Origin of the sequence: Flavobacterium sp. (genome assembly GCF_049240005.1) — a bacterium.
Taxonomy (GTDB): Bacteria; Bacteroidota; Bacteroidia; order Flavobacteriales; family Flavobacteriaceae; genus Flavobacterium.
The window spans coordinates 25,763-52,371 of record NZ_JBMLTK010000014.1; the positions used below are offsets into that span (position 1 = coordinate 25,763).

Genomic DNA, 26,609 nt, shown 5'->3' on the forward strand with positions numbered 1-26,609 from the left:
ACTAGTTCCGATTGCGTAGAACAGACTTTATTGTTGATAAATGAGCCTTTAAGGTGGGAAGTTCTGAAAGCTAATCGATTAGACTGTTGTTGAACTCGATTTATGTTCTTGCGAAACGCCGGTATTCCCAGAATAGCGCGCCTTATTTTCGACTAATTGGATGATTAACGACTTTTGTTTTTGAATTAATTTGCGGAAATATTCGTGTAAAACGATTTTGAAGCAGCGCATTTTTTTTGCGAACGTATTGTGGTGCACATTTTTGCAGTAGGGGTTGGAGCGGAAAGCTTTTTGGCTGCTTGGCTTGGCTGCGTTGGAGCGAAACGGCGACTGAAAGAAGCCCTTGCAGCCCATACGCAGACAGCCGAGCGGCGAAAAACTTGCAGCGAAAAACCCGACGGCGGCTGGTAGGGATTTCCAGTGAACGTCCGCCGGACTGCCCAAAGACAAAAACAAAATCATTTGGGTGCTGATTTCCAGATGAAACCGTCGAGCAAATAATGGGTAAATTGAGGTACACTAAGCAGCGGAACCCAGAGAAACTGCCAGGAATCGTGGATTTGAATTGGAAATGTGAGGTGTTCTTGCCAGACTAAACCTTCCCAGAGTAGTTCTTCGGCGAGACCTAAACACAATAAAACAGCTATAAAGATGGCAACATATTTAGTGTATCGCGTTTGCCGTGCTTGAGTGCTGCTTTGCGTGCGCACATACACCAGCGCCATGTACGGAATGCCGTGTGAAACGACGTTTAATAAGGTGAATATTAAGTCGTTATTGAAGTGCACTATACCGAAATACCACGACAAAGCAGTGCTCCACAGCAGTAAATTTTTGGGCCAGTTAAAAGATTTGGTTTGAATAAAATTGCGAACCACTTTTGTGTGGTACAGCAGTAAAATTGCTACATATGCGTAGCCTAAAATACTTCGTAACAGCGGCTGATTTGACGTAAAAAACTCGTCTTCGAGAAACCAATTGAAGTTTCGTGCCGGACTCAAAAACCAATACAACATTGGGTAAATTGTTGCTGCATAAATGGTTACAGTATCGATAATCGGCATAGGTTTCGATTCAAAGCGGGCGTAAATTTTAAAAAAACCGTACTGCTGACGCACAAAATGAAAAACGGCGACGTACGCTAAAAACGACCAAAAAACGAGTTGCCCGAATGCCATTAGCGTGAGTCCGAGTACAAAACAAAACAGGGGAAGGCCGAGTAATAGCTTGCGATTTTCTCGACGATACGCGCGATTGAAGTAGGTTTTAAACAAGGTTGCATACACGTGAGCGACATCGATAAACACAATTAATACGAGCCAAAACAGGGTATTATATTGTTCTTGGAGCTCGGTAAACTGCCGGTGAAACAAGAGTACCAGCAGCAAGGAGAGCCAAGTTGGACCGATGATGAAGAGTAAATCGGTTTTGGGTTTATGAATCCACGCTTGTGCCATAGATGTTTTCGACTACGTGAATACCTTGATGAAATGCTTCTTCGAAGATCGAGATTCCGGACAAATCGGTATGTGCGAAGAAAATTTTATTGTCGATTGGTTTTGCAGCTTCGCGCAGCGCATTGCCCGACAAGAAACCGGGCGTTGGACTAATCATGCCGTGCCCCCAGCGAAAGATTTCGATTTCTTCGATAAATGACTCGATATTCGGATGTGCAATTTTTAAATCGTTTATGATTTCGGATTTCCAATAGTTGGCTGACTTTTGGTACAGTAATTTACGTGCTTTTGCAAGATCGGCTTGCGAAAATGCTCGGTAGTACGAGATTACATCTTTGCCTGTTTGTTGTTGCAATTCTTGATGGCGGTTATTGATGTATCCCAGCCCTACTCCACCGTGAATTACGTTATCCCAAGAAAGTGCGTTATTGAAGTTATCGCTAAAATCGCGCAAAGTTATCGCGGCAACCAACCAAGGAGCGTAGTTAAAATGTGCACTTAGATTTCGACGTTTTTCAAACAAATATTTGTTGACGTACTGCGGCGTACAAACCAGAACTTTCTGGGCAAAAATTCGTTTACTGTGGTTGGTTTTTTCGTCGAAAACCAGCGCTTCGACTCCTGTTTCGGTGGTTTTAATTTCGTAAACCAGTTGCGAAGTCAAGGTTTTATTGGAAGCGTATTTCAATAAATGACTTTTAAGGCGAGCGTTTCCTTCGGGCCAAGTTAATACAGTATCGGCGTGTTCATTTCCTTGATCGAATTTACGTGCTGCGAAGTAATGAATTCCGGCAAAAGCCGAGACAAAATCAATTCCCAAACCAAAATCGTCTCGACAGCAATAATCAATATATTCGAGTAAAGGTTCTGAAGTAAATTCATTGGCGAGGCACCATTGTTTCATGGTTTGCTGGTCGATGGCACGCAGTTCGGGCGTCCATTTTACTTTAGTGATAGGAATGGCGAAGCTATACGTATCGTCGTTTTTCTGTCGTCGAAACGACTCCATTTCTTGTATAAATTGGTCGATTTGCCGCTGATCGTCGATTGAGATTCCGTATTTCGGAATGATGCCTTCTTGCCAATTATTTTTGATGAAGAGGCGTTCTTCGGGATCAAAAACAAGTTGCGTTTCGTCGAAGATGAGCGTTCCATCGGCTTGAATGTCGCGAACAATACCGGCTTCTTGCAAAAAGGCAATTAGTGGCTTATCGTCTTTATTGGGAAGTGGCAGATAATGTGCTCCGACTGGGAACTTACTGTGTTTGTTTTCGCCGTTACGTGAGTTTCCGCCGACTTGATTTTCGAGTTCAGAAAGGAGAAAATCGGTTTTTCCGATTTTAGTTAAAGCACGAGCGGCACTCAGACCGGTGATTCCGCCGCCTACAATAAGTATTTCTGTTTTAAGATCTTGCGAAGGTTTTGGAAAGTTCTTGGCCCATAAACGGTGTCCGAGCACGTGTTTGGCACCAGACAATTGCAAAATTAGTTGTTTTGCTTTGCTGGAACATGCGCCTGCAAGTGCCGAAAAAGCAAGAGCTGCTGCACTGAGCTTTAGAAACTGACGACGGCTATTGAACATTTCCCCATTCTTCATCAAAATAGCGCACTAGAATTTGGTTATTCAATTTGTTTACTTCGACCTCGGGAGCCAACATATCGCGTGAAAACGATGTTAGATCGGTAAATTTATAGTTGTAGAAACGGAGTTTTTCCACCTGACGTCGCACCGCAAAATTTTGAAACGGCTGTGGCGATGCTAAGGTAAATCCCCAGGCTCCAAACGATGGCACATAGGTTTGATAGGCTTGTGCGTGTGGTAGAATTGCTTTTATAGTTTTATGAATACACCAAAACGACTTCGGTGCAAAGTAAGGCGAGGTCGATTGAACCGCTACCAATGCATTGGGAAGCAAGCGTTTTTGAAGTTCGTCGTAAAAATTAAGCGCATAGAGTTTTCCGATGCTGTAATTGGATGGATCGGGGAAATCGATAATTACAACACCGTATTTTTTCGTGTTGGTTTTAATCCACTGATAAGCATCGGCGTTGAAAACGCGAACTTTTGGATGATTTAGCGAATTATGGTTTAGCTTTTTAAGTACATCGTTTTGCTGAAAAGCGGTCGTTAACTGTTGGTCGAGATCGATTAACGTGATGCTTTTAACTTGCGGATATTTAAGAATTTCGCGCACAGCCATACCGTCGCCGCCGCCTAAAATAAGTACATCGGATACGTCTTTAGCCAAGGATAATGCAGGGTGAACTAAGGATTCGTGATACCGATACTCGTCGGCCGAACTAAATTGTAGGTTGTTATTCAGGTACAAACGGTAATCGTCGTTTTTGTGCGTCAGTACCATGCGTTGGTAGCGTGTATTTTTACTGATGATTATATTTTCGCCGTAGAGTTTATTCTCGGTAAATGCTTGAATATAATCGGTAAAAATGAAGCAAGTAAGTAAGATTAAAAACGAGGCTATGGCTTTTCCTTCCAGCCAATACCGTTTGGGTAATTCGTGACGTAGTAATCGGCACAACAACCAAGCAATAGAGATGTTTATCAGTCCGAAAAACAACGATGTTCCCATGATTCCGAGTTTGGGAACCAAAAAAAGTGGGAAAAGAATGGAAGCCAATAGCGCACCGATGTAATCGAAGGTAAAAACGTTTGAAACCAAGTCTTTGAAAGCCACACGATCTTTCAAGATGTTCATTAACAGCGGAATCTCCAAACCAACTAAACAACCGGTTACGAACACGAAAAGATAGAGAACAAACTGAAAGAAATCGACCTGCTCAAACAACAGAAATAAAACGACCGAGCTTAAACCGCCCACCAATCCGATTAAAATTTCGATATCGATAAAAATGCGCAGCAAATTACCGGTTAGAAATTTAGCCAGATAGGAACCAATTCCCATGGCAAACAAATACACGCCAATGATGAACGAGAATTGCTTCACGGAATCGCCGAGCAGGTAACTCGCTAAGGCGCCAGCTACTAGTTCGTAGATGAGTCCGCAGGTAGCTATCGTAAATACGGCACCGAGCAGTAGTAGCTCGAATCGCTTGCGTTTATCCATGAATAGCAGCGCTAACAATCATAGCAATAGCAATGATGAAGGCTCCTAACACGATCGCCACGGCGGTATTTTTCTCGTGTACGATCTGTTTCCAAGTATTTTCAGGTGTAATTTTTTCAATTAAAAAGTAGCCTAAAATCATGATTACGATTCCAATAATCGAAAAAACGATAGAATTGATAATCAAATTGATGTTTAATTCGCTCATAATGCTGGTTATTTGTGGTAAGTTCTTGATGAGTTATAAATAGTTCCTGTCCTATGCGGACGGTATGTTTCTGTTTTCACACAGTCGCAAAATTCGTTTCCTTGAAATTCAGAGTAGGCATAAACCCCAAAAATGAGGCCTGCAATAGCGATAACAAGCGCATTCTCTCTAAAAAATGTTTTCACTTCTTCCATACTACTTAATAGCGATTTTCTTCAAATTTGTCTTTGGCAATATAGGCAGCAATAATTAGCACCACGCAAACTACAAGTACAATCCACATATTGTGGTACACGGGCATACCCGATTCAGCTCGAATATGAACGCCTGTAGTAGTGGTATCGATCTCGGACTTTGAAACGTTGATGATAAAATGGTATTTTCCTGCCGGTACGCCACAAAAATTAAACTCGTCGGATTTCGAACCTTCTGTCCAATGCTCGCCCGCTTCATAACCTTGATAGAATTCCAAATCGCGTGTCGCATAAATTTCTTCGTTGGTTTCTTCATTCACCAAACCAATGGTTGTCGACGCCCACGAATTATCAACCTCCGAAGCTAAATGAACAGTAAGTGGCGCGCGACTTCCCGTTACTTCGAATGAATTGGATACAAGGTCACTTGCCGAAGCACCGTTCAATGGAACAAAAGCATCGTAAACTATTGTGGTTTCGCGATCATAGTTGCGCAACATCGTAATGCCGATAACCAGTAAACACATGGCTAACAAAATTTGCGCTACTCGAAAAGGTTCAAAGTAAAAAGGTTGTACCAAACCGGTTCCGTAGCGACCCGCAAGCTTTGAAAGTTCGAATGCTTTTTTCACGGTAGGTCTCGGCAAATGCGCTCCTTTGTACCAAATGGTGTGCGTTTCGTCGTACACTTCGCGACTAATAATCAGCGGGGGTGCAATAAATTCGGTTACTTTCGCGGGCTGAAGCACATCTTCTTCAAAAAATCCAACTGCCAATCGCACTTTCGGTTTAGCAACCGCGATACGCGTGTATCTAATTTCTTCGAAAATCTGATTTTTCTCAAAAGACGTCATATCAAAAGTTGCATCCAATGCCTCCATTTTTATGAAATGCCCTTGCGATTCGCTGATGTACAGTGGCTTACCTCTCTGTGTTTGCAACAGGTATTCGCACCACGACTCAAGACTTTGTAAGCTTTTTATCACTAAACCTGTTACGGTGTACGACTCGTTATCGAAGGTTCCTGCAGCACCAACACTTAACGATCGTTCAAAATAAAACGGCTTAAAAGTTTCTTTCACCACCGCTTTTGCAGCTGTATTATCGAAATAGCGCAAACACGATACACAGCCAAAAAAGTTGACTTTAAAAGTAACGTCGATTGTTTGCTCGTGATTACAGCTTGGACAAGTAATGGTAGTTTTCATCTGTATACTTCAGAAATTGAAACTTCATTGGCGGCGAAAAAAGTTCGGTACTTTTCAACAACAGTGCGTACTTTTTCACTGTTGTCTTGCAGGAAGTTACATAAATAAACATCAAGTGTAAGTAACTGAAATTCAGGCCAAGTATGAATACAAATATGCGATTCTTTCAAACAATACGAGGCAGTATAACTCTGATTTTCAAACACAAACGAACTCGACCCTACTATTTCCAAGCCTAAATCCGCGCATAAATCTTGAGTAAACCCGTGAAATGCATCAAGTTGAGTTAGTTTTTCTGCGGCAATTTGCTCAAAGCGGCATAAGGCGTGTAATCCAGGCGAATAGGTCGAAAAATCGGTCATGAAAGCATAGGTCGTTAACGGTTATAAAAGTAGTAAAATTTAGATTAAAATCAATGATTATTTGGGCGTTCCCGCCGCGCTAAATTATTTATTCATGGTGCGGCGGGCGGTGTTTCCGCTACAAGTACGCCGTTGCAGCACGGGCAAAAAAAGCAAAATCCACGGCTTCTGAAACGTGGTTCGATTAAAAATCGAAGTCAGAAATCATTTAAACTGTTGATTGCAAGGCGTATTTTCTTTGGGATATTGAAATATCGCAAAAAAATACAACGAAGCAAGCGACTGTTTAAATGATTAGATGTCTGTCCGACTGACTTTTAATTGCGCTCTGTCAAACATTAGTTGACCTACAGACAGCTTTTATCGAACTCTCACTATTTAAAGTCTACAGCGATATGACAATGATTTTTAATCGAACTCCGTTTCTTAGGTCGCCGCGGCTGTTGCATTTTGCCACGAGCTTCAACGTTGCGCGCTTTTCGCTGCACCACCTAACGCAGAGAAAATCGTTGCCAAAAATCGTGTTCTTGATAAAATGCAGTTATTAATAAGTACGTTGAGTTTCTTTCGGGAAAATAGAGGAATATCGAAAAAAAATAACGTTTTTAAATACTGAATTTATTAATACGTAATATTGCAATATTACCAAATATAAAAACAACATTTTCAACAACTTCCATTCCTTATTTTCTTTCCATTTTCTACCAAATAATTCAACCAAAACAGTCAATCTCCGTAGAAAAAACATATTGATCTTGCATCTCCAACCGCAGAGAAAATCATTGCCAAAAAATCGTGTGTTGTACAAAAAGGAGTGCGCTACAACACATTGGGATTTGTATTGAAAAAATCAACAAGATATCGGCGCTATTTAACGTTAAATAAACTTGTAATTTTATATACGTAATATTGCAATATTACCAAAGATTAGAAGTTAATTTTCAGACATTTAACACGAAAATCAAATTTTATTTTTCAGCAAAAAAATACTTCAAATTTCATCTGAGTTCGCAAAAAACACATATCGATTTTTTCAAGAGAAACGAGCCCAAAAAAACGCCTTTTTTGAATGGATTTTACAACAAGATTAGCTTCGCTGAGCTTTAAGAGGGAAACGAGCCCAAAAAAACCGCTTTTTTGAATGGAATTAATGACAAGATTAGCTGCGCTGAGCTTTAAGGGGTAAACGAGCCCAAAAATAAACCGCCTTTTTTGAATGGAATTAATGACAAGATTAGCTGCGCTGATCTTTAAGGGGGAAACGAGCCCAAAAAAGACCGCCTTTTTTGAATGGATTTTACGACAAGATTAGCTCCGCTGATCTTACAGGGGGAGACGTGCCCAAAAAAGACCGCCTTTTTTGCAAAAGGCGCGGTTTTTTTGCTTAACCGACTTACGCTCCTTCGGGCGACGCCGCTTCAGCAAAAAAAAAACCGGCTCACGCCGGTCTTTTTTGTCGGGATGACAAGATTCGAACTTGCGACCCCTAGCACCCCATGCTAGTACGCTACCAGGCTGCGCCACATCCCGAATTTGGGTTGCAAATATATTCAAATTGCTATCCGCTTTCTACTCGTCAATTAAAATTTCTAGCATTTTTATGGCTGCTAAACTAATGCGAGTTCCAGGTCCAAAAACAGCAACAGCACCCGAGTCAAATAAAAACGGATAATCCTTTTTCGGAATCACTCCGCCAACGATAACCATAATGTCGGGGCGACCTAACTTCTCTAGCTCGGCAATCACTTGCGGAACCAAGGTTTTATGTCCGGCTGCTAACGACGAAACACCTAAAATATGGACATCGTTTTCAACCGCTTGCCGTGCAGCCTCAGCTGGTGTTTGAAAAAGCGGACCAATATCCACGTCAAAACCAACATCGGCATAACCCGTTGCTACTACTTTAGCGCCGCGATCGTGTCCGTCTTGACCCATCTTTGCAATCATAATACGCGGACGTCGGCCTTCTTTCGCTGCAAAACGATCAGCTAATTCACGAGCTTTTAAAAACTCCGGATCTTGCGCTATTTCTTTACTATACACACCGCTAAATGTTTTGATATCGGCTTTATATCTTCCAAAAGCTGCTTCCAAAGCCGAACTAATTTCGCCCAAAGTTGCACGAACTCGAGCGGCTTCAATCGCTAAATCCAATAAATTATCGTTGGTTAGTGTTGCCGCGCTCAGTTTTGCTAACGCAGCATCAACCAATGCCTGATCTCGTGTCGATTTTATCCGAACCAATTTCTCAATCTGTTCTGCGCGCACTTTCTGATTGTCTACATCTAAAATCGACAATTCGTCTTCTTTCGGCAAACGATATTTGTTAACGCCCACAATAATATCTTTCCCAGAATCTATGCGTGCTTGCTTTCGTGCTGCCGCTTCTTCAATCCGCATTTTTGGAATCCCGGCTTCTATAGCCTTCGTCATTCCGCCAAGCGACTCAACTTCTTCAATCAAAGCCGTAGCTTTTTCCACCAACTCAGCAGTCAGTTGCTCGACATAATAGCTTCCACCCCACGGATCAACGGTTTGCGTGATGTTGGTTTCTTCTTGTAGGAACAACTGCGTGTTTCGCGCAATACGTGCCGAAAAATCGGTGGGTAACGCAATGGCTTCATCCAAAGCATTGGTATGTAGCGATTGTGTTCCGCCAAAAGCAGCAGCTGCCGCTTCAACAGTAGTTCGTGCTACATTATTAAACGGATCTTGCTCTGTTAAGCTCCAGCCCGAGGTTTGACAATGTGTACGTAAAGCCAAGGATTTATCGTCTTTGGGTTCAAAAGGTTTTAGCAAATTCGCCCACAGCAATCGCGCGGCACGCATTTTAGCTATTTCCATAAAGTGGTTCATGCCAATAGCCCAGAAAAACGAAAGTCGCGGGGCAAAATCATCAATTGCTAAGCCTGCTGCCAATCCAGTTCGGATGTACTCTAAACCATCGGCTAAAGTATAAGCCAATTCTATTTCGGCTGTAGCGCCGGCTTCGTGCATGTGATAGCCCGAAATGGAAATAGAATTAAACTTGGGCATGTTTTTACTCGTATATCTAAAAATATCGGCAATAATTCGCATGGAAGGTGCTGGCGGATAGATGTACGTATTTCGTACCATAAACTCCTTCAAAATATCGTTTTGAATCGTTCCCGCTAATTTCTCCGGACTTACGCCTTGCTCTGCTGCTGCGACGATATAAAACGCCATAATCGGCAAAACCGCGCCGTTCATAGTCATCGAAACCGACATCTCATCAAGTGGAATACCATCGAAAAGCAATTTCATATCTTCTACACTGTCAATTGCAACGCCTGCTTTTCCAACATCGCCAACCACGCGCTCGTGATCCGAATCGTAGCCGCGATGCGTTGGTAAATCAAATGCAATGGATAAGCCTTTTTGACCGGCCGCTAAATTTCGTTTGTAAAAAGCGTTACTTTCTGCAGCGGTCGAAAAACCCGCATACTGTCGAATCGTCCACGGTCTGCGAACGTACATGGTAGCATAGGGTCCGCGTAAAAACGGCGGAAATCCAGCGCCAAAATCCAAATGCGACACCGATTCTAAATCGGTTGCACTATAAAAATCCTTAATCGGAATTTTCTCTGCCGTTTCATAGGTCGCTTTTCCTTCCGGAATTGCAAAAAATGCATCTTCGGGCAGAGCGAGGTCACTTATATCTTTTCTTTTCACTGTGTACTAATCTTAAAGTCGTAACGTCGGCTAATGTGGTTTCGGTTAACACCTTCCAGAATTCCGGCGCCAATGGTTACTCCCGTACCTCCTGCAATCACTAAAAAGGCGGCTTCGCTTCCGGCAGTAGCCAAAATAATACCTGTTCCTACGATAACTAAGCCACTAATTAGAAGTACTTTTTTGAGCGTTTCGAATTTTTTGGGCTGCATTTTTATTGCACCAATTTGATCGAGCGCGAAAATATTATCGTCGATTTTGATTTTATCGTCTTCGGTGAAGCTCAAAACGCCAACGTATTTTTGTCCTGAAACGGTTCGCATTTTCACGCGAGTTCCATCGGTATAGCTTTCCACTTTACCCGTTTCTTTGTGAATCATTTGAAACTGTTTTTGTTGTCCGAATACGGTACAAGTCAATAACAAAAAGAGGTAAATTAATTTTTTCATAAGGTTGGTTTTTCAGATTTGAGGCGTTCTTGTTCGATGTTTTCTGCGAGGCGTTTTTGAATTAAGGGTGCAATTATGGTTTTGCGTGCCTGCACCTTTAAAAATGGGTACAATTCAAGCTGATCATTCATTGCATCTGCCGAATTCTTAAATTTATTTGTTCCAATAAGTACGTGCTTTCCTGCGTCAACCGCTTGTTGCTCGGCGTCGGCTTGTAATTTAATTTGGGCTTGAATACGCTCCTTCTTTAGAGATGCGATAAATCCACCGTCGGCTTCAATTTGCTTTAATTTTTCGAGTGCCAAACGGGCCATTTGCGCAGTAAGCGATTCGATAAAATAGCTGCCATCGCACGGATTTTGAACCTTGTCGAGATGCGCTTCGTGCTTGAGAATGAGCAACTGATTTCGGGCAATTCGATTACCAAATTCATTTTCTTTATGATACAAGGCGTCGTAAGGTCGGTTTTGAATAAAATCGGCGCCACCTAAAATAGCCGACATGCACTCGGTCGTGGTACGAAGCATGTTTACGTTGTAGTCGTAAATGGTTTTGTTCCTTTTCCCAGGAATGGCTATTATGCTACATTTTGCAGTAATTCCGAAGGAGTTTGCCACGGTTTGATACAGCAAACGTAAGGCGCGAATGGCGGCGATTTCAAAAAAATAGTCGCTTCCTAATTCGAGTTGAAATACCACGTCTTTTGGTTTCGATTGCTGGTTGAAGTATTCGACCGCATGAGCCAAGGCAAAAGCAATGGTTTGCACCGGCGTTGCGCCCGCATTGTGATACACACCGGCGTTTATGTTAATGGTTGGCGTTTGATTTAAAAACCCGAATTGATTATCGGAACCCGAAAACCAATTTCCAGTAGCGGCTAATTCGTGAATCGGATCAATGAGCAATGTAACGCCTTCGATTTTAGACACTGCTGCAAAAAAAATCTCGTCGTAAAACTGCGGACGTACAAAAATGGGAATCTGTAGCGCCAAAAGTGCAGAAAAGGTCGTCTGAAAATCGTTTATATGCTCGGGAAGATCAAGAATAATTGCTTCGCAACCTTTGGCTACAAGCTTAGTAGCGCGTTGAATGGTTTTATCGACATTCTTGACATACAGCGTTTCCGTAATTTTAAAAGCGGCAGTTTTAGGTACTGCGGGCAAGTGCGTTGCGCGATCTTCGGCATTGTAAAAGGGTTTAACTTTAATGCCGTCGGAAGCGTGGCGCACCACCGTTTCGTTGTAGTCGGCACCTTTCAGTTCAAACTGAATCTGCTGTTTCCATTTTGCCGCCGAAACGCTTTCAAATGCACTGAACTGTAATTTTTTATCGCTCAATTTGACGTGATTTAGAATGATGAATCGATTGTATCGCCTTCGTATTCAATAATATAAATATCTTCGCTATCTTTCTTCATGTAGTATTTTTCGCGCGCATATTTTTCGACAAAATCGTCGTCTTGCAGCACTTTAATTCTACTCTGATCGCGTTTAATTTCTTCTTGATAAAAGCGTTTGTTTTCTTCAAGTTCATTCAATTCTCGGTTTATGGTTTGGTGTTCGAGAAAAGAATAGGTGTCGAAAAAAAGCATCCAAACGGTAAAGGCGATAAAAATCAGCACGTATCTGCTCCCAAAAATTTTGAGAATAGGATATTTTTCGACCAGATTTTTAAGTTTGGCTTTCATATTATGGTGCTTTCGCTTTCGCGGAAGGTAAAATAGCGCTATAAAAATAGCAAACTTACTTGATACGTTGGTTAATTACGGCACGAACTACATCGATTGCAACCGTATTGTATTTATCGTTTGGAATAATGATATCGGCGAATGCTTTTGTGGGTTCGATAAATTGTTCGTGCATTGGTTTGAGTGTGTTTTGGTATCTGTTAAGTACTTCTTCCATGTCGCGTCCGCGCTCGGCGATATCGCGTTTGAGTCGGCGTATGAGGCGTTCGTCGGAGTCGGCGTGCACGTAAATTTTGATGTCGAACAGTTCGCGAAGTTCGGGATTGGCGAGGATTAAGATTCCTTCAACGATCATTACCTTCCGCGGATGCGTAATCACAGTATCGCCGGTACGGTTGTGGGTAACGAACGAGTAAACGGGTTGGTGAATGGTTTGTCCGGATTTGAGTTCTTTCAGATGTTTTACGAGCAGTTCAAAATCGATTGCCCGTGGGTGGTCGAAATTAATGAGTGCGCGTTCTTCAAAAGAAAGGTGGTTATTTTCGCGGTAGTACGAGTCTTGAGAAATAATTCCGACTTCGGCTTGAGGTAGTTCGTTCATAATTTGATGAACTACGGTTGTTTTTCCGCTGCCTGTTCCTCCGGCAATTCCAATAATGAGCATAGGTTGAAGGTTGGTTTCCGGAAAGCAAAGGTAGGTAATACGGCGACGAAATTTGAGGTGGCGCGCTAAAAAAACTGTCGTTTTGCGAAATCTTTTACACAGTTGCGAGAAAAGTGACGACAAGTGGCAGCAATACAGCGCGCTGGTTTAATGGTGTGTCTAGAAAATAGTATTTGGCACTACATCGCAGAAAAAAATAGGTTGCATGTGGATGAAAAAAGTATATCTTTGCACCCGCTTCGGGGTGTAGCGTAGCCCGGTTATCGCGCCTGCTTTGGGAGCAGGAGGCCGCAGGTTCGAATCCTGCCACCCCGACCGAGTAAAAAAAACCGACTGAGAGGTCGGTTTTTTTGTTTCCCTAAATTTAAAGCCCTCAGGAGCTTTAAATTTAGGGAAACAAAAAAATGCGCATTTTGCAAAAAATGCGGTTTTTTACTCGAGACATCCCTCATTTCAGGATCAGCGAAGCAACGCGGAGCTAATCCTAAAGCTTGTACTCTGCATTAAATTTGGGAAACAAAAAAATGCGCATTTTGCAAAAATGCGGTTTTTTACTCGAGGCATCCCTCACTTCAGGATCAGCGAAGCAACGCGGAGCTAATCCTAAAGCTTGTACTCTGCTTTAAATTTAGGGAAACAAAAAAATGCGCATTTTGCAAAAATGCGGTTTTTTACTCGAGGCATTCCCCATTTCAGGATCAGCGAAGCAACGCGAAGCTAATCCGTAAGCCCGTAGGAGCTAAAAAATGTGAGTTCGATAAAAAATCTTCGTTAGACCGCCTTAAATACTTTATTTACAATTAGAATCAAGATTGTACGCAGCTAGGTTCATTTGGCTGACTAATTTGGTTTGATTCTTACTTGAATCCGCAGATACTTATTCATCTTCTATTTCTAATTCGTCGAAATCCTTGATATCCGTTAATTTAAGCAGCGGTCTCGGTTTTCTGTCAAGGTATTGAACTTCGAATATGCCTTCGCCATCAAGCGATTCTAGCATCGTATTTTTTCGAATTTCTGTCTTATTTGTCAAAAAGTTAATACTGGTAGCTGCTTCTACAATTGGACCCCGATTGCTGCTTCCTTCGTATCCAATTAGCACAAAGTTTGAAGCTTGCCAGCGAAAACAATATTCCCAATACCCATATCTACCATGCGCATAACCGATGTATAGTTTTGACTTCTTAATTTCTATGCCCAAATCTGGCGGCATGTAATTTCCCCCCTCTTCCTCTGCACTTGAAAAGCAGGTCATATTTTTTACACGCAGTACATACGTTCCGTTTATCGCAAACAATACAATTAAGCCGCGACGGTTGCGATTTACTTTCTTTCCGTAATAATCTACTACCCAATTAGCCGGATTCGTTGCTTGCACGAGTAAAACACAATCAATAGTCTTGTCGTTGTTTAAATCGCCATTTGTTATCGAAACGAGTTCGTATCCTTTGGGAATAAACTTACGCGGATCAGTAGTAGCTTTCTGTTTTGGTACAGGACCAAAGCTGTTAATTACGTTTAACGATGCCGCAACCGCTGTAGTGCTATAACAAAAACAAACGATAAGTACTGCAACTACTAGCAGCCGAGCTCGAGCAACAACCCCGAAAGTACTTTTTAAAACCGATTTCTCCTTGAATCGAGTTCGAAATATAGTTTCGTAACAATTTTTAGCAGTATTTCTATTCACTTTCGCAGACTTTTTATGTACCTCACTCATATTATACCAAGGCGTTAAAACTACTGTAATTTAGTTATTTAAAGCTAACGTTTTAGCATTCGAAAAATTGTTTTTGTACGCTTTCTTTTCAGACGAGATCTCCCGCGTTAGGTGCCGCAGCGGATAGCCCGTAAGAAAATTTGTGCTGCAAAAACACAAACAAACGGGCGACCCAAGAAGCCCGGTTGTGCCGCCGTTTTGCGCACCAATTTTTGCGGACTAGCAGCGAAGGAACCGACCGCCGCACCAAAATTCCACTAAACGAGCGGCGGGAACGCCCAAATACCAACCTACGAAACTTTTCTTATCAACAAATAGATATATCTGATTGCTTTTTTGAATTTCATATCACGGGTAATTTTACATTTGCAACTCTAAATTTATTTTTATGGCAGAACATCTTAAATGTCTCATTATAGGTTCAGGACCTGCGGGCTACACAGCAGCAATTTATGCGTCGCGCGCCAATATGAACCCCGTTTTATATCAAGGAATGCAACCCGGCGGGCAACTTACCACAACCAATGAAGTGGAAAATTTCCCGGGCTACGTGCACGGCGTAACCGGACCCGAAATGATGGTGCAACTCAAAGAACAAGCCGAACGCTTTGGTACACAAGTGCGCGACGGCTGGGTTACAAAAGTTGATTTTAGCGGACCCCTACACAAAGTTTGGGTAAACGATACGATCGAGATTCATGCAGAAACCGTGATTATAAGCACCGGCGCCTCGGCAAAATACCTGGGCTTACCCTCCGAACAACACTACTTGCAACAAGGTGGCGGCGTTTCGGCTTGCGCGGTATGCGACGGATTTTTCTACCGCAACCAAGAAGTCGTTATTGTAGGTGCGGGCGACTCGGCTTGTGAGGAAGCTCACTACTTATCAAAACTTTGTAAAAAAGTAACGATGTTGGTGCGCAGCGAGAAATTTCGCGCATCGAAAATCATGGAAGAACGCGTGCGCAAAACCGAAAACATCGAGATTTTGATGCATACCGAAACCCTCGAAGTTTTGGGCGATGGAAATGTGGTTACAGGAGTTACCGCCTTGAACAAAACCACCAACGAAACCATCACCATTCCGGCAACGGGCTTCTTTGTGGCTATCGGACACACACCAAACACGGCCATTTTTAAAGATTACTTGAACTTAGACGAAACCGGCTATATTTTAAATATACCAGGTAGCTCGAAAACCAATGTTCCAGGCGTTTTTGTTGCAGGCGATGCCGCCGATCAGGTGTACCGCCAAGCTATTACCGCGGCAGGAACGGGTTGTATGGCTGCGCTCGATGCCGAACGTTACTTGGCTTCGTTGGAGTAATGCGAAACTGGATTTACTTTTTTCTGGCAGTGATATTTGTTAGCTGCAGTCTCCATAAGGCAGCTGCTCAACAAGCAGACGTTGTTACCGACAGCAGTGCAGTTGATACAACCCACGATTACAAACTCAAACATTTAATTGTTCCAGCAGTCTTGTTTTCATACGGGATCGTTGCACTAGAAAGCGAAAGTTTGAAAACACTAAATAGCGACACGCGCGACGAGCTTAAGCAACATATTGATGAAAAGCTGAGTATCGACGATTTTACGCAATACAGTCCGCTTGCAGCCGTATTTGTGTTGCCTAATCTCGGCGTAAAACCGGAACACGATTTAGGAGAACGCAGCATCATTGCGGGGACGTCTTTTTTAATAATGGCGTCTACCGTTACTATTCTAAAAAACGTGTCTAATGTTGAGCGCCCCGACGGAAGTTCCGACAACTCTTTTCCATCAGGACATACGGCCACTGCTTTCATGGGCGCCGAAATGGTTTATCAGGAGTTTAAAGACGAAAGCATCTGGTACGGCATTTCAGCCTACACGGTTGCTGCAGGAACGGGCTTTTTTAGGATGTATAATAACCGTCACTGGCTATCCGATGTTGCCATGGGTGCCGGAATTGGCATTCTAAGCACAAAACTTTCGTATTGGTTATTTCCTGAAATATCAAAGCTGTTCAACAAAAGTGAATCGCGTGTTTTAAATAACATGGAAATTTCACCTTATGCCGACCAGCAACAGCAGGCAATTCGCGTGTTGTACCGCTTTTAGTAGCCGTTATTTCTCCGCCTTCTTAAACAAGCTCGCACTATCGGCAAACAGTGCTAAATCCACTTTGGGTGTGCCGTACAGTTTAATTTCAGATTTCCCAGAAGCTTTTATTTCGCAGGTTTTTGCCGCGTGAATACTGGCTTCGCTAAACGCTTCGGTAGCAATTTCGACTGCCTGAGCCGTTAAATTATTTGCCGTTAAGGCGCTGTTGTTGTCGAGGCGGTATTTGGCAAGCTCGGCGTCGCCTTCCAGTTTAGCAATTGCTTTTTGGTATAAATCCGCTTGCAAGGTCGCCGTGTTAATTAGCGCTTTAACCGAGGTCGTTTTAAGTGCCGTGAGGTTGCATTCGGTGGCTTTAATGTTCAGTTCGGCCGAGGCATCGTTATCCAACTGTACACTTACTTTCTCGGTATCCGAATTCAAGAAAAGTTTGGCTTTATCGTTTATTTCAAAGCGAATATCCTTCACTTTTATCGTTTCCAGCACATTTACAACGGCGGTCGAGCGCGCTACGACCAGCTCGAGCGACGGGTCGTACATTATTCTGATTTTAAACGCTTTATAACCGGTTGGAATTTTATTGGTCGATATCACTATCGTTCCTCCATTTAGTTTTAAATCGAGCGCATCTTGCAAATTATCGTCGGCTTCCAGCTCAATTCCCGGCGTTGCTGCCGAAATAAGCGACACTTCGATATCGTCTACAATTTCAATTTTGTTAAACGCCTCGACTTCCTTTTTTTCAATCTTAACAATTTTCGAACCTTTAACTTTTGGCTTGGTTTGCGCGCAGGCCGTTACAGCAAAAATGAGGAGAAAAGCGAACGTATAAAGTGATTTCATCTGTTTTGTGTTTGAACAAAGATATTGAAGTGATTTAAAAATCAAAGTCAGAATTTTAAGAGACAATTTATTTTCATCAGCGACAACCAAAAACGATTGCTTTCGTTCGATTTCGTTATTATTTGGGCGTTCCCGCCGCGTGTGATTATTTTTTCAAACCTGAGTTCGATTTAAAAATTGCGGTCAGAAAACAGATAAATGGTTGATTACAAGGCAGATTTGTTTTGAGATACTGTAGTATTGCAAAAAAAACTAACGAAGTAGGCAGCCGTTTATCTGTTTAGCGTGGGAGTCGTTCCTTTTCATTGCTATTTTATTTCACGATTTGTTGATTTCAAGCGATCTGACAAAAATTTTTAATCGAACTCAGGTTCTTATGGTGCGGCGGGCGGTGTTTACGCTACAAGTACGCCGTTGCCACTTGGGCAAATTCGGCAAAATCCGCGGCTTCTGTGGTCGCCACGGCTGTTGCTATTTGCCGCAAGTGCCCACGTTGCGCGCTTTCCGCTGCACCACCTAACGCAGAGAAAGAGGTGTGATAATTTAGATTGGAAAAGATGTGCTTTCTAAAGATGAAATGACTTTGTATTTTTCAATTTGTAATATTGCAATATTACCCGAAGTAAATAACTGTATTACATTCGTTTAAACGCATTTTTTCTTTTCGAAAAATCAACGATTTACATTCAATAAAAAATAACTGAAATTTTAGACAGTCGAATTATTTTTTGCTACTTCATACTTGTTTCAAAAATGAAACATCCGGCCAAAAAAGCATAAAAAAAAGCCGAACTGAAACAGTCCGACTCTTTATCATAACTAATCCTAACCTACTAACCTGAGTTCGATTTAAAAATTGCGGTCAGAAAACAGATAAATGGTTGATTACAAGGCAGATTTGTTTTGGGATACTGTAGTATCGCAAAAAAATCTAACGAAGTAGGCAGCCGTTTATATGTTTAGCGTTGGAGTCGTTCCTTTTCATTGCTATTTTATTTCACGATTTGTTGATTGCAAGCGATCTGACAATGATTTTTAATCGAACTCAGGTTACATCTTAATTGGCGCCTACGCTGCCACCTGAACTTGTCTTGGTATTAATCTTCTCAGGAACTTTCACGTAAACAATCGAACTTCCGCTCGAAGCATCCGCGTTTAGCTCCACTAAGGGTGCCACACGAATCGTACTGCCGCTGCTGCCCGAGGCAGTAACTTTATTCGAACTCAATTCGGCAGCGTTTAACGAACTTCCGCTCGAAGCGTCTGCAAACGACTCTAATGCTTTTCCTTTTACTTGTAACGAACTTCCGCTCGAAGAGGTAAGTCGAATTACATCGGCCTCAGCTTCTACACGTAAGGTACTACCGCTGCTCGAATCGCAAGTAAGCTTTGTACCTTTTATAGTGGAAGTCGATTTTAATGTCGCTCCGCTAGAAGCTTTCAAAACTTCGATTTCTGGTACCTGAACAGTTACCACCGGAGTTTCTTCGGCGTCGTAACTTCCTGTAGAACGTACTTTCAATACATTTCCTTCCACAACAACTTCAATGAGTTCTTGTAAATTATCATCTGCGGTTACGGTAATTTCCGTTGACGGATTTTCCGAAACGCGTACTTCGATTCCTGTCCCGGCATCGATACCTGTGAAGGCTGCGTTAACTGTTCGTGTTTGGGTAACAATTTTTCCGCTTCCCTTTACTCCCCATGGATTTCCGCCACAAGCTGCAAAAACTAAGGCGATGGCTACGGCTACAATGATTCTTGTAATCCAGATAATAAATTTGATCATTTGGTTTTGATTTTAGTTACTGTTCCGTTTTCAGAAATGATCAACGTACCGTCTTCGGTCGTTTTGGTTTCTATATTCTGACGACCCACTTGAACTTTTGTTACAATCGTATCGCCAATTTTTGTTTGCGTTTGAATAACATCGTTAAATTCATTCTCACTTTCCGGGCAAGTCAAACATTTTACCTGATCCGAATAAACCTTATAAAGATACTCATCTGAGCTGTAATGCAAGTTAAAGAAATCGTTATCAGTTATATCGAAATCCGTTACGTTTTCGGCGGTCTTAAAAGTAACGCCTTCCGGTAAATACAAGATAATTTCTACTTCCTGATCGCGAAACTTGTTCTTAACATCCGTAATCAAATACTTATTAAAAGTAAGTGTATTATCGGCAAACGTATAATTGTATGTAATTTCTTCCGCGTTATGACGTGCCGCTTTCGACGAATTTCCGTTCGCTATTTTAACAATCTGCACATAAGCTGTTGGTTTTGCCGATTTGCGAATCTCGAAGCTAATATCTTCGCTGTAAATGTATTCTTTGTCGGTACTATCGGTGTAGATTTGAAAATCGTTGTGGTCTCTCGGATCGATTTCAACATCGTCGTTTTCCGCGAACTGAATCAGTAAGGTTTTGTTGAGATCAACTGCAATATCTTGCTTGTTGGTCGTGCGACCTTCGTACGCAAACTCCTTAATTTGAGCGATGGTAAAAGCAATCAACAAGATGATACTTATTATCCAAAAACCTAAAATCGTAAAGTTGAATATCTTCCCTGGCGATTTAAAATTGTTGAGCAACAATTTAAAACCTAGCAACATCAAGTAAAAGAAAGGTACGCCAAAAGCAATTAAGATCAGTACACCAATTAACCACAATGGATAGTCGGTAAAATTGCCTCCTTCATACAAAACCGACCATGGGAATTCAGAAACAAGCGCTGTACCTGTGGCAAATACACCAAAAATAAGGGCAATTAAAACTGGGATACACATTAAAATGATGAGAATCCCCACACACTTCACGAAGATTTTCACTAAAGTTCCGAATGCATCGCCTAACGAATTAGAAACGCGCTGCGCTCCGGTTTGTACGCGTTGGCCAGCGGCCGAAAAATCGGTGTTTTTGAAGCGCTCCGACACTTGTTCGAACTCTTCGCGCACCTTCTTTTCAATGTTGGAAATCGTTACGGGTTCTCCGCGCATTTCCAATTTTTCGCTGGTAGTGATCGCTTGCGGAATAATAATCCACAGCGCGATGTAAGCAATAATACCGCTACCAACACCCAAGAACACAAGCGCTACCAACAAAACGCGAATCCATACTTTTTCAACACCAAAATAGTGCCCTAAACCTGCAGCCACGCCGCCGATCATTCCTTCGTCGATATCGCGGTACAGTTTGCGTGTTTTTCTGTTTTGAAACGTTGAGTCGATCGGTTCTGCAGCAGCTTCACCATCTAAACGATAATCTTCCGGCTGTCCCATAACCGCGATTATTTCGTCTAACTCTTTTAAACTAATCACTTGCTTTCCGCTGCTGTGCTTCTCCGAAATAAGCTCGGCAATACGTACTTCGATATCTTTTATTATCTCATCTTGTGCATTCGCGTCGGATAAAGAACGTTTTATCGCATCAAAATAGCGCGATAACTTTTGGTAAGCATCTTCATCGATGTGGAAGAATAAGCCACCCAGATTTATATTAACGGTTTTGTTCATGATTTCTAGTTTTGATTAGTGATGATTGAAACTGCGTCTGATAATTCGGTCCATGTATTATTTAACTCGTTGAGAAAAGTTTTACCTAATTCAGTTAGACCGTAGTACTTTCTTGGCGGACCAGAGGTCGATTCTTCCCAGCGATAATTTAGTAATCCATCGTTTTTTAAACGAGTTAAGAGCGGATAAACGGTACCTTCCACAACCAACAACTTGGCGTTTTTTAAGGTATCGAGAATTTCGGATGTGTATGCTTCCTTGTCTTTCAAGACCGAGAGGATGCAAAATTCCAAAACACCCTTGCGCATTTGAGCTTTTGTGTTCTCGATGTTCATAATTTCATGATTTTTTTGATTTTGATTTGATGATGATTGAAACTCACTTCTGACTAGTACTATCTATTGTCTGTTAATTTCTTATGCAAAGATATAAACGAAAACAGGTACATTGTTTTACATAGTACTTAATATTAACAAAATATTAACAATTAACAAACTGCGGGATTTCCGCAAAGACGTCGTAAATTCACGGCTTAAATACGAGGTATGACCGTTTCTCAGGTAAATCAATTTTTATTCTTTAAGCTGCCTTCCGCCTATTTATGCGGTGTGCGTGTGAAGAAACTCGACGCGCAGAGCTGTACCGTTGGCGTTACCCACCGGTGGATTAATCAAAATCCGTTTAATTCGATGTACTTCGCTGTTCAAGCTATGGCCGCCGAATTGGCAACAGGTGCTTTGGTTATGAACGAAATCCAACAATCAAAAAAGCGAATCAGCATGTTGGTAGCGCGAAACGAATCGGTTTTTACCAAAAAAGCCACCGGAAAAATCGTTTTTACGTGTTTAGGTGGCGAAACCGTTCATAAAGCTGTTAGCGATTTAAAACCCGAATCGGACAACGCTACTTTTTGGCTTGAAGCAGTTGGAACCAACGAAAGTGGCCAGGAAGTATCTCGATTTCGGTTTGAATGGACACTAAAATTGAAAGCATGAAAATGGTCACCAACGTACTGGTTACAGGCGCAACTGGCTTAATTGGCAAACGATTAGTAAAAAAACTCACTGCTAAAGGGCTCATTGTACATGTACTTACTACTTCAAAAAGTAAGTTTATCGAGCAGAAAAATGTGGTTAATTTTCTGTGGGATCCAAGCACGGGATATATTGATCCGAATTGCATAACCGATGTTCGGAGCATCATACATTTAGCGGGAGCTACCATTGCTAAACGCTGGACAAAGAAATACAAACAAGAAATCATCGACAGTCGCGTAAAAACAGCAAACATGCTGTACGACTTGGTTGCGGCTAGCGAGCACAAACCGGTACATTTCATTTCGGCTTCGGCTATTGGGATTTATCCGAGCGATAAAAATCGGCTGTACACCGAAGACTTCAGCGAACGCGACTGCAGCTTTTTATCCGAAGTTACCGTATTGTGGGAAGCGGCTGCAGATCGTTTTGCCGACTTTGGCATGCGTGTTTGTAAGCTGCGCACCGGATTGGTTCTCGCTACCGAAGGCGGCGTATTTCCGCAAATTTACAATCCGATTAAAAAAGGTTTTGGAACTTGGTTTGGAGACGGTTCGAATTGGCAATCGTGGATTCATATCGACGATATGGTCGAAATTTACGAAGATGCAGAGGCTACTTTTCTCGAAGGCGTTTTTAATGCTGTTGCCCCCTCGCCTACAACCAACAGAATTCTCACTGAAAAAATAGCCCATTACGCCGACCGAGCCCTTTGGTTACCTGCTGTGCCGCGATTTGTAATGAAACTCGTTTTAGGCGAAATGCACACCTTGCTGTTCGACTCGCAACGGGTCTCGCCTGCAAAACTCATGCATAAACGGTTCTATTTCAAATACGAATCGCTCGACGAGGCCCTTAAAAACTTGCTGCAATACAAACACCCGTCGCGAGACATTCTCAAACGATAAAATGGTGACAATTTGACACAGCAAACTGCTTTGGCAATATCCTTGCAGTACAGGCGTAAGCAAATTGAGATGAAATTTAAAAATCCCTTTAAATCAGAAGGAAAAATGAGTACGGAGCAAACCGAAATAAATAAGCCGGAAGAAGAAATTATTGCCGAAAATGCAGCTGCTGCTGAAACAACTGACAATGCGTCGGATGTACCGACAGAACCTGAAGTAGAATTGTCGGCCGAAGAAAAGTTAACCGCTGAGTTAGCGGCTGAAAAAGACAAATTCATTCGTTTGTTTGCGGAGTTTGAAAACTACAAACGCAGAACTGCAAAAGAGCGAATCGATTTATTTAAGACGGCAAATCAAGACGTTTTAGTGGCATTGCTTCCGATTTTGGACGATTTCGATCGTGCAGTAGCCGAAATTTCAAAAGCCGAGAACGTCGACGAAGCTTTGTTTAAAGGTGTAAGTTTGATTCACGATAAGTTTAAAAGCACCTTGCAAAGCAAAGGTCTTGAGCAAGTTGACGTTAAAGCGGGCGATTTATTCGATGCCGACTTTGCGGAAGCCATCACGCAAATACCAGCGCCTGAGCCGCATTTGAAGGGAAAGGTGGTTGATGTAATTGAAAAAGGATACAAATTGGGTGACAAAATCATCCGATACCCAAAAGTTGTAACGGGAAATTAAGATGAAAAAAGATTTTTACGAAATACTTGGTGTTCAGCGAAATGCCGATGAAGCGACCATCAAGAAAGCCTACCGCAAAAAAGCGATAGAATTTCACCCCGATAAAAATCCGGGCAACAAAGAAGCCGAAGAGCAGTTTAAATTAGCTGCTGAAGCTTACGAAGTGCTCAGCGATCCGCAGAAACGCGCCAAATACGATCAGTACGGGCATCAAGCTTTTGAAGGCGGCGGATTTGGCGGTGGCAATATGAACATGGACGACATATTCTCGCAATTTGGCGACATCTTCGGAAGTGCCTTCGGTGGTGGTTTTGGCGGATTTGGCGGAGGCGGCGGACAACAACGACGTGTAAAAGGAAGTAACCTGCGTATTAAAGTTCGTTTAACGCTGGAAGAAATTGCCAACGGCGTTGAAAAGAAAATCAAAGTTAAACGCAAAGTTCAAGCTCCAGGCGTTCGCTATAAAACCTGCGGAACCTGTAACGGACAAGGTCAGGTAATGCGTGTTACGAATACCATTTTGGGTCGCATGCAATCGGCGAGTACCTGCCCTACCTGCGGTGGTGCTGGACAGATTTTAGAAAACCGACCTCCTAATGCCGACGCACAAGGAATGATTGTAAACGACGAAACCGTCTCGATTAAAATTCCAGCCGGTGTTGTTGATGGCATGCAACTAAAAGTTTCGAATAAAGGAAACGACGCGCCAGGAAACGGTATACCGGGCGATTTGTTAGTGGCCATTGAAGAAGTTGAACACGAAACCTTGAAACGCGAAGGCGAGAACCTACATTTAGACTTATATATTAGTTTTGCCGAAGCGGCTTTAGGTGTATCGAAAGATATCGAAGCGGTGAATGGCAAAGTCCGTATAAAGCTGGAAGAAGGTATACAATCCGGAAAAATTTTGCGTTTAAAAGGCAAAGGAGTTCCGAACATAAATGGCTACGGCAACGGCGATTTGTTGGTTCACGTAAATGTGTGGACACCCAAGACTTTAACAAAAGAACAGCGAATATTTTTCGAAAAAGCGCTTACTGATGAAAATTTCATACCTCATCCAGAAAAAAGCGAGAAATCTTTTTTTGAAAAAGTTAAGGACATGTTCTCATAATAAAAAGTATTTTTTTACTTTTGATAAGTACTAGGCAACTAGTAATTTCTTTTTCATAGCAATTTTTCCCATCCTTGTGCAAACGAGGGTGGGTTTTTTTATGACTTAAGGCCTGTAAAGCTCGAAAACACGAGAGTCGTTGAACGTTTCGCGCAAAGCAGCGCTTACCGCTACGAAGCTCCTACCCGAGCTTGTGGATTGCTAAACTGTACTTCCATCTTTCAATTTCCCAATCTTTTAATCTTTCAATCTTTTAATCTTTTAATCTTTTAATCTTTAAATCCCCCCCGACTTCCTTGCTCGTAAATGTGGAGTCATGGTGAAAAAAATAACCTACTTTTGACTTACCATCGATCACATAAATAGGAATTTAAAGTAGTGCAACAGCAAAAATGGACATTCCAAAAACCTTAATTTTAATTCGATTTTGTTTTGCACCAATAATTCTTGCACTCGCGTATTTCTACGGAGAACAATCGGTCTTATGTATACTGATTTTGATGTACGTTGGTTTACTTACCGATATTCTTGATGGTATTATCGCTCGAAAACAAAACAGTTCGAATCAGAATTTAAGACGACTTGACAGTCAGACCGATTTAATTTTTTGGTTGTCGATTGGCTTTGCAACCTGGCTTTTAAGAAGTGATTTGCTGCGCGAAAACCTGCTTGGCATTTACTCGATTGTTATTATGGAAGCACTTTGTTACGTAATTAGTCTGATCAAATTCAAAAAAGAAACTTGTACACATGCCATTCTTTCAAAATTTTGGGGAATCACGCTTTTGGTTGCATTCACGGCGTTACTTGGTTTTAAAACGGCTGGAATCTATTTTTACAGCTGCGTAATCGTAGGATTTATAGCACATTTAGATGTAATTTTAATAATTTTACTTTTACCAAAATGGACACACGATGTGCCGAGTTCCTACCATGCGTATCTGTTGCGAAAAGGAATCGACATCAAACGGAACAAACTTTTTAACGGATAAAAACGATTTAACTAACCCAAAAACCAATCGTATGAAGTACACTGCCTTACTTACTGTTTTTTCGCTGATTGCAATATCTTGCCAGCAATCAAAGCCAATTGCTGTTGAGCAGGATCATTCCGCAGCTAACAAAGCCATTATCGAGCAATATTTTACACATTTTAATAATCACGACTGGCAGAAAATGGTTGCTATGTACATTGCACAGCCCGAGATGAAAGATCCGGCGTACGGACTCAAAAACGTAAAGATGTCGCACAGCGAGATTGTTAAAAAATATTCGGAATTACAAAAAATGATACCGGATGTTCAAGATCGTGTAGTGGCTATGTACCCCTCTGAAAATTGTGTTATTGTTGAATTCGAGTCGTCGGGAACTGGACCAGATGGCAAGAAATTCTCACTACCTATTTGTACTATCTTTGAAATTAAGGACGGTAAAATCAGTAAAGATTTAACGTATTACGATAATTTTTAAGAGCGGTGAATTTGATCAGTTAGTAATCGCGCATTCCGACTTCGTATGCGATTATGAAAAATAATTCAATCTCTAAATTATTGATTTTTAAATAGTTTTAGGCTTTCACTCGAACTTCTTGAAAGTGTTGCCCAAACCTGTCGAATGCTGAACTGAACTTCTGTCTTTCAATCTTTTAATCTTTTAATCTTTTAATCTTTTAATCTTTTAATCTTTTA

General features: G+C 41.8%; 26 protein-coding genes and 2 tRNA genes. 9 read left to right on the plus strand and 19 right to left on the minus strand.

What is annotated here, in order from left to right; genetic code table 11:
* Window positions 1–78 precede the first annotated feature (78 nt).
* The 14 genes from ACOVQQ_RS01295 to udk form a co-directional block, all read right to left on the minus strand.
* Window positions 79–462, minus strand: a complete 384-nt coding sequence (locus ACOVQQ_RS01295) for a hypothetical protein (protein WP_421816594.1) — start codon at window positions 460–462, stop codon at window positions 79–81.
* Entirely contained in the window at window positions 459–1,457 is a 999-nt protein-coding gene (locus ACOVQQ_RS01300; protein ID WP_421816595.1) for a hypothetical protein, read from the minus strand. Before ACOVQQ_RS01300 ends, ACOVQQ_RS01295 begins: the two co-directional genes overlap by 4 nt.
* Entirely contained in the window at window positions 1,435–3,039 is a 1,605-nt protein-coding gene (locus tag ACOVQQ_RS01305; protein WP_421816596.1) for an NAD(P)-binding protein, read from the minus strand. The genes ACOVQQ_RS01300 and ACOVQQ_RS01305 overlap by 23 nt, the downstream gene beginning before the upstream one ends.
* Window positions 3,029–4,543, minus strand: coding sequence for a polyamine aminopropyltransferase (locus tag ACOVQQ_RS01310; protein WP_421816597.1), 1,515 nt, complete (start codon window positions 4,541–4,543; stop codon window positions 3,029–3,031). Before ACOVQQ_RS01310 ends, ACOVQQ_RS01305 begins: the two co-directional genes overlap by 11 nt.
* Window positions 4,536–4,751 carry a DUF350 domain-containing protein gene (locus ACOVQQ_RS01315; RefSeq protein ID WP_421816598.1) on the minus strand — a complete coding sequence of 72 codons (216 nt, stop codon included), beginning with the start codon at window positions 4,749–4,751 and terminating at the stop codon, window positions 4,536–4,538. The genes ACOVQQ_RS01310 and ACOVQQ_RS01315 overlap by 8 nt, the downstream gene beginning before the upstream one ends.
* 8 nt (window positions 4,752–4,759) lie before the next feature.
* On the minus strand, window positions 4,760–4,945 hold the full coding sequence (locus ACOVQQ_RS01320; protein ID WP_421816599.1) for a hypothetical protein: 186 nt from the start codon (window positions 4,943–4,945) through the stop codon (window positions 4,760–4,762).
* Between the two features lie 5 nt (window positions 4,946–4,950).
* Window positions 4,951–6,153, minus strand: a complete 1,203-nt coding sequence (locus ACOVQQ_RS01325; RefSeq protein WP_421816600.1) for a hypothetical protein — start codon at window positions 6,151–6,153, stop codon at window positions 4,951–4,953.
* Complete coding sequence (locus ACOVQQ_RS01330; RefSeq protein WP_421816601.1) at window positions 6,150–6,515, minus strand: S-adenosylmethionine decarboxylase family protein; 366 nt, start codon at window positions 6,513–6,515, stop codon at window positions 6,150–6,152. The genes ACOVQQ_RS01325 and ACOVQQ_RS01330 overlap by 4 nt, the downstream gene beginning before the upstream one ends.
* 1,456 nt (window positions 6,516–7,971) lie before the next feature.
* Window positions 7,972–8,045 (minus strand) — tRNA-Pro (locus tag ACOVQQ_RS01335).
* A 39-nt stretch (window positions 8,046–8,084) separates the two neighbouring features.
* Complete coding sequence (gene scpA, locus ACOVQQ_RS01340; RefSeq protein ID WP_421816615.1) at window positions 8,085–10,178, minus strand: methylmalonyl-CoA mutase; 2,094 nt, start codon at window positions 10,176–10,178, stop codon at window positions 8,085–8,087.
* 26 nt (window positions 10,179–10,204) lie between these two features.
* Window positions 10,205–10,657: a hypothetical protein gene (locus ACOVQQ_RS01345; protein ID WP_094485505.1), complete on the minus strand. Its 453-nt coding sequence runs from the start codon at window positions 10,655–10,657 to the stop codon at window positions 10,205–10,207.
* Window positions 10,654–11,994, minus strand: coding sequence for a methylmalonyl-CoA mutase family protein (locus tag ACOVQQ_RS01350; RefSeq protein WP_421816602.1), 1,341 nt, complete (start codon window positions 11,992–11,994; stop codon window positions 10,654–10,656). Before ACOVQQ_RS01350 ends, ACOVQQ_RS01345 begins: the two co-directional genes overlap by 4 nt.
* Before the next feature lie 11 nt (window positions 11,995–12,005).
* Entirely contained in the window at window positions 12,006–12,344 is a 339-nt protein-coding gene (locus tag ACOVQQ_RS01355) for an FtsB family cell division protein (RefSeq protein ID WP_094485507.1), read from the minus strand.
* A gap of 55 nt (window positions 12,345–12,399) precedes the next feature.
* Complete coding sequence (gene udk / locus ACOVQQ_RS01360; RefSeq protein ID WP_094485509.1) at window positions 12,400–13,008, minus strand: uridine kinase; 609 nt, start codon at window positions 13,006–13,008, stop codon at window positions 12,400–12,402.
* Window positions 13,009–13,248: 240 nt separating this feature from the next.
* Between udk and ACOVQQ_RS01365 the strand changes: the two genes are divergently transcribed.
* Window positions 13,249–13,323, plus strand: a tRNA-Pro gene (locus ACOVQQ_RS01365).
* A gap of 562 nt (window positions 13,324–13,885) precedes the next feature.
* Here ACOVQQ_RS01365 and ACOVQQ_RS01370 read toward each other — a convergent pair.
* Complete coding sequence (locus ACOVQQ_RS01370) at window positions 13,886–14,698, minus strand: hypothetical protein (RefSeq protein ID WP_421816603.1); 813 nt, start codon at window positions 14,696–14,698, stop codon at window positions 13,886–13,888.
* A 418-nt stretch (window positions 14,699–15,116) separates the two neighbouring features.
* On the opposite strand from ACOVQQ_RS01370, the gene trxB reads away from it, so the two are divergent.
* Together trxB and ACOVQQ_RS01380 are read left to right on the plus strand one after the other, a co-directional pair.
* Complete coding sequence (gene trxB, locus ACOVQQ_RS01375; RefSeq protein ID WP_421816604.1) at window positions 15,117–16,055, plus strand: thioredoxin-disulfide reductase; 939 nt, start codon at window positions 15,117–15,119, stop codon at window positions 16,053–16,055.
* Complete coding sequence (locus tag ACOVQQ_RS01380) at window positions 16,055–16,828, plus strand: phosphatase PAP2 family protein (protein WP_421816605.1); 774 nt, start codon at window positions 16,055–16,057, stop codon at window positions 16,826–16,828. The genes trxB and ACOVQQ_RS01380 overlap by 1 nt, the downstream gene beginning before the upstream one ends.
* Window positions 16,829–16,834: 6 nt before the next feature.
* Here ACOVQQ_RS01380 and ACOVQQ_RS01385 read toward each other — a convergent pair whose 3' ends face one another.
* The 4 genes from ACOVQQ_RS01385 to ACOVQQ_RS01400 form a co-directional block, all read right to left on the minus strand.
* On the minus strand, window positions 16,835–17,671 hold the full coding sequence (locus tag ACOVQQ_RS01385) for a GIN domain-containing protein (protein ID WP_421816606.1): 837 nt from the start codon (window positions 17,669–17,671) through the stop codon (window positions 16,835–16,837).
* A 1,057-nt stretch (window positions 17,672–18,728) separates the two neighbouring features.
* Window positions 18,729–19,460: a head GIN domain-containing protein gene (locus tag ACOVQQ_RS01390; RefSeq protein WP_421816607.1), complete on the minus strand. Its 732-nt coding sequence runs from the start codon at window positions 19,458–19,460 to the stop codon at window positions 18,729–18,731.
* The gene (locus tag ACOVQQ_RS01395) at window positions 19,457–21,184 is read right to left on the minus strand and encodes a PspC domain-containing protein (protein WP_421816608.1); all 1,728 of its coding nucleotides are present in this window, start codon (window positions 21,182–21,184) and stop codon (window positions 19,457–19,459) included. Before ACOVQQ_RS01395 ends, ACOVQQ_RS01390 begins: the two co-directional genes overlap by 4 nt.
* Before the next feature lie 5 nt (window positions 21,185–21,189).
* Entirely contained in the window at window positions 21,190–21,519 is a 330-nt protein-coding gene (locus tag ACOVQQ_RS01400; protein ID WP_094485035.1) for a PadR family transcriptional regulator, read from the minus strand.
* Between the two features lie 210 nt (window positions 21,520–21,729).
* Here ACOVQQ_RS01400 and ACOVQQ_RS01405 point away from each other — a divergent pair, with 210 nt between their 5' ends.
* The 6 genes from ACOVQQ_RS01405 to ACOVQQ_RS01430 all read left to right on the plus strand — a co-directional run bounded on the left by ACOVQQ_RS01405 (window position 21,730) and on the right by ACOVQQ_RS01430 (window position 26,391).
* Window positions 21,730–22,179: a DUF4442 domain-containing protein gene (locus ACOVQQ_RS01405; RefSeq protein WP_421816609.1), complete on the plus strand. Its 450-nt coding sequence runs from the start codon at window positions 21,730–21,732 to the stop codon at window positions 22,177–22,179.
* Window positions 22,155–23,126 carry a TIGR01777 family oxidoreductase gene (locus ACOVQQ_RS01410; RefSeq protein WP_421816610.1) on the plus strand — a complete coding sequence of 324 codons (972 nt, stop codon included), beginning with the start codon at window positions 22,155–22,157 and terminating at the stop codon, window positions 23,124–23,126. The genes ACOVQQ_RS01405 and ACOVQQ_RS01410 overlap by 25 nt, the downstream gene beginning before the upstream one ends.
* Before the next feature lie 69 nt (window positions 23,127–23,195).
* Window positions 23,196–23,807, plus strand: coding sequence for a nucleotide exchange factor GrpE (locus ACOVQQ_RS01415; protein WP_421816611.1), 612 nt, complete (start codon window positions 23,196–23,198; stop codon window positions 23,805–23,807).
* A 1-nt stretch (window position 23,808) separates the two neighbouring features.
* Window positions 23,809–24,921 (plus strand): molecular chaperone DnaJ, encoded by a 1,113-nt coding sequence (gene dnaJ / locus ACOVQQ_RS01420; protein WP_421816612.1) that lies wholly within the window; start codon window positions 23,809–23,811, stop codon window positions 24,919–24,921.
* 392 nt (window positions 24,922–25,313) lie between these two features.
* The gene (locus ACOVQQ_RS01425) at window positions 25,314–25,913 is read left to right on the plus strand and encodes a CDP-alcohol phosphatidyltransferase family protein (protein WP_421816613.1); all 600 of its coding nucleotides are present in this window, start codon (window positions 25,314–25,316) and stop codon (window positions 25,911–25,913) included.
* A gap of 31 nt (window positions 25,914–25,944) precedes the next feature.
* Window positions 25,945–26,391, plus strand: coding sequence for a nuclear transport factor 2 family protein (locus ACOVQQ_RS01430; RefSeq protein WP_421816614.1), 447 nt, complete (start codon window positions 25,945–25,947; stop codon window positions 26,389–26,391).
* Window positions 26,392–26,609: the final 218 nt, after the last annotated feature.

What these genes read in the sequence shown, in the direction of transcription:
- ACOVQQ_RS01295 (WP_421816594.1), bottom strand. Translation starts at nt 462, where the DNA reads ATGATTTTGTTTTTGTCTTTGGGCAGTCCGGCGGACGTTCACTGGAAA.
- ACOVQQ_RS01300 (WP_421816595.1), bottom strand. Translation starts at nt 1,457, where the DNA reads ATGGCACAAGCGTGGATTCATAAACCCAAAACCGATTTACTCTTCATC.
- ACOVQQ_RS01305 (WP_421816596.1), bottom strand. Translation starts at nt 3,039, where the DNA reads ATGTTCAATAGCCGTCGTCAGTTTCTAAAGCTCAGTGCAGCAGCTCTT.
- ACOVQQ_RS01310 (WP_421816597.1), bottom strand. Translation starts at nt 4,543, where the DNA reads ATGGATAAACGCAAGCGATTCGAGCTACTACTGCTCGGTGCCGTATTT.
- ACOVQQ_RS01315 (WP_421816598.1), bottom strand. Translation starts at nt 4,751, where the DNA reads ATGAGCGAATTAAACATCAATTTGATTATCAATTCTATCGTTTTTTCG.
- ACOVQQ_RS01320 (WP_421816599.1), bottom strand. Translation starts at nt 4,945, where the DNA reads ATGGAAGAAGTGAAAACATTTTTTAGAGAGAATGCGCTTGTTATCGCT.
- ACOVQQ_RS01325 (WP_421816600.1), bottom strand. Translation starts at nt 6,153, where the DNA reads ATGAAAACTACCATTACTTGTCCAAGCTGTAATCACGAGCAAACAATC.
- ACOVQQ_RS01330 (WP_421816601.1), bottom strand. Translation starts at nt 6,515, where the DNA reads ATGACCGATTTTTCGACCTATTCGCCTGGATTACACGCCTTATGCCGC.
- ACOVQQ_RS01345 (WP_094485505.1), bottom strand. Translation starts at nt 10,657, where the DNA reads ATGAAAAAATTAATTTACCTCTTTTTGTTATTGACTTGTACCGTATTC.
- ACOVQQ_RS01355 (WP_094485507.1), bottom strand. Translation starts at nt 12,344, where the DNA reads ATGAAAGCCAAACTTAAAAATCTGGTCGAAAAATATCCTATTCTCAAA.
- udk (WP_094485509.1), bottom strand. Translation starts at nt 13,008, where the DNA reads ATGCTCATTATTGGAATTGCCGGAGGAACAGGCAGCGGAAAAACAACC.
- trxB (WP_421816604.1), top strand. Translation starts at nt 15,117, where the DNA reads ATGGCAGAACATCTTAAATGTCTCATTATAGGTTCAGGACCTGCGGGC.
- ACOVQQ_RS01380 (WP_421816605.1), top strand. Translation starts at nt 16,055, where the DNA reads ATGCGAAACTGGATTTACTTTTTTCTGGCAGTGATATTTGTTAGCTGC.
- ACOVQQ_RS01385 (WP_421816606.1), bottom strand. Translation starts at nt 17,671, where the DNA reads ATGAAATCACTTTATACGTTCGCTTTTCTCCTCATTTTTGCTGTAACG.
- ACOVQQ_RS01390 (WP_421816607.1), bottom strand. Translation starts at nt 19,460, where the DNA reads ATGATCAAATTTATTATCTGGATTACAAGAATCATTGTAGCCGTAGCC.
- ACOVQQ_RS01395 (WP_421816608.1), bottom strand. Translation starts at nt 21,184, where the DNA reads ATGAACAAAACCGTTAATATAAATCTGGGTGGCTTATTCTTCCACATC.
- ACOVQQ_RS01400 (WP_094485035.1), bottom strand. Translation starts at nt 21,519, where the DNA reads ATGAACATCGAGAACACAAAAGCTCAAATGCGCAAGGGTGTTTTGGAA.
- ACOVQQ_RS01405 (WP_421816609.1), top strand. Translation starts at nt 21,730, where the DNA reads ATGACCGTTTCTCAGGTAAATCAATTTTTATTCTTTAAGCTGCCTTCC.
- ACOVQQ_RS01410 (WP_421816610.1), top strand. Translation starts at nt 22,155, where the DNA reads ATGGACACTAAAATTGAAAGCATGAAAATGGTCACCAACGTACTGGTT.
- ACOVQQ_RS01415 (WP_421816611.1), top strand. Translation starts at nt 23,196, where the DNA reads ATGAAATTTAAAAATCCCTTTAAATCAGAAGGAAAAATGAGTACGGAG.
- dnaJ (WP_421816612.1), top strand. Translation starts at nt 23,809, where the DNA reads ATGAAAAAAGATTTTTACGAAATACTTGGTGTTCAGCGAAATGCCGAT.
- ACOVQQ_RS01425 (WP_421816613.1), top strand. Translation starts at nt 25,314, where the DNA reads ATGGACATTCCAAAAACCTTAATTTTAATTCGATTTTGTTTTGCACCA.
- ACOVQQ_RS01430 (WP_421816614.1), top strand. Translation starts at nt 25,945, where the DNA reads ATGAAGTACACTGCCTTACTTACTGTTTTTTCGCTGATTGCAATATCT.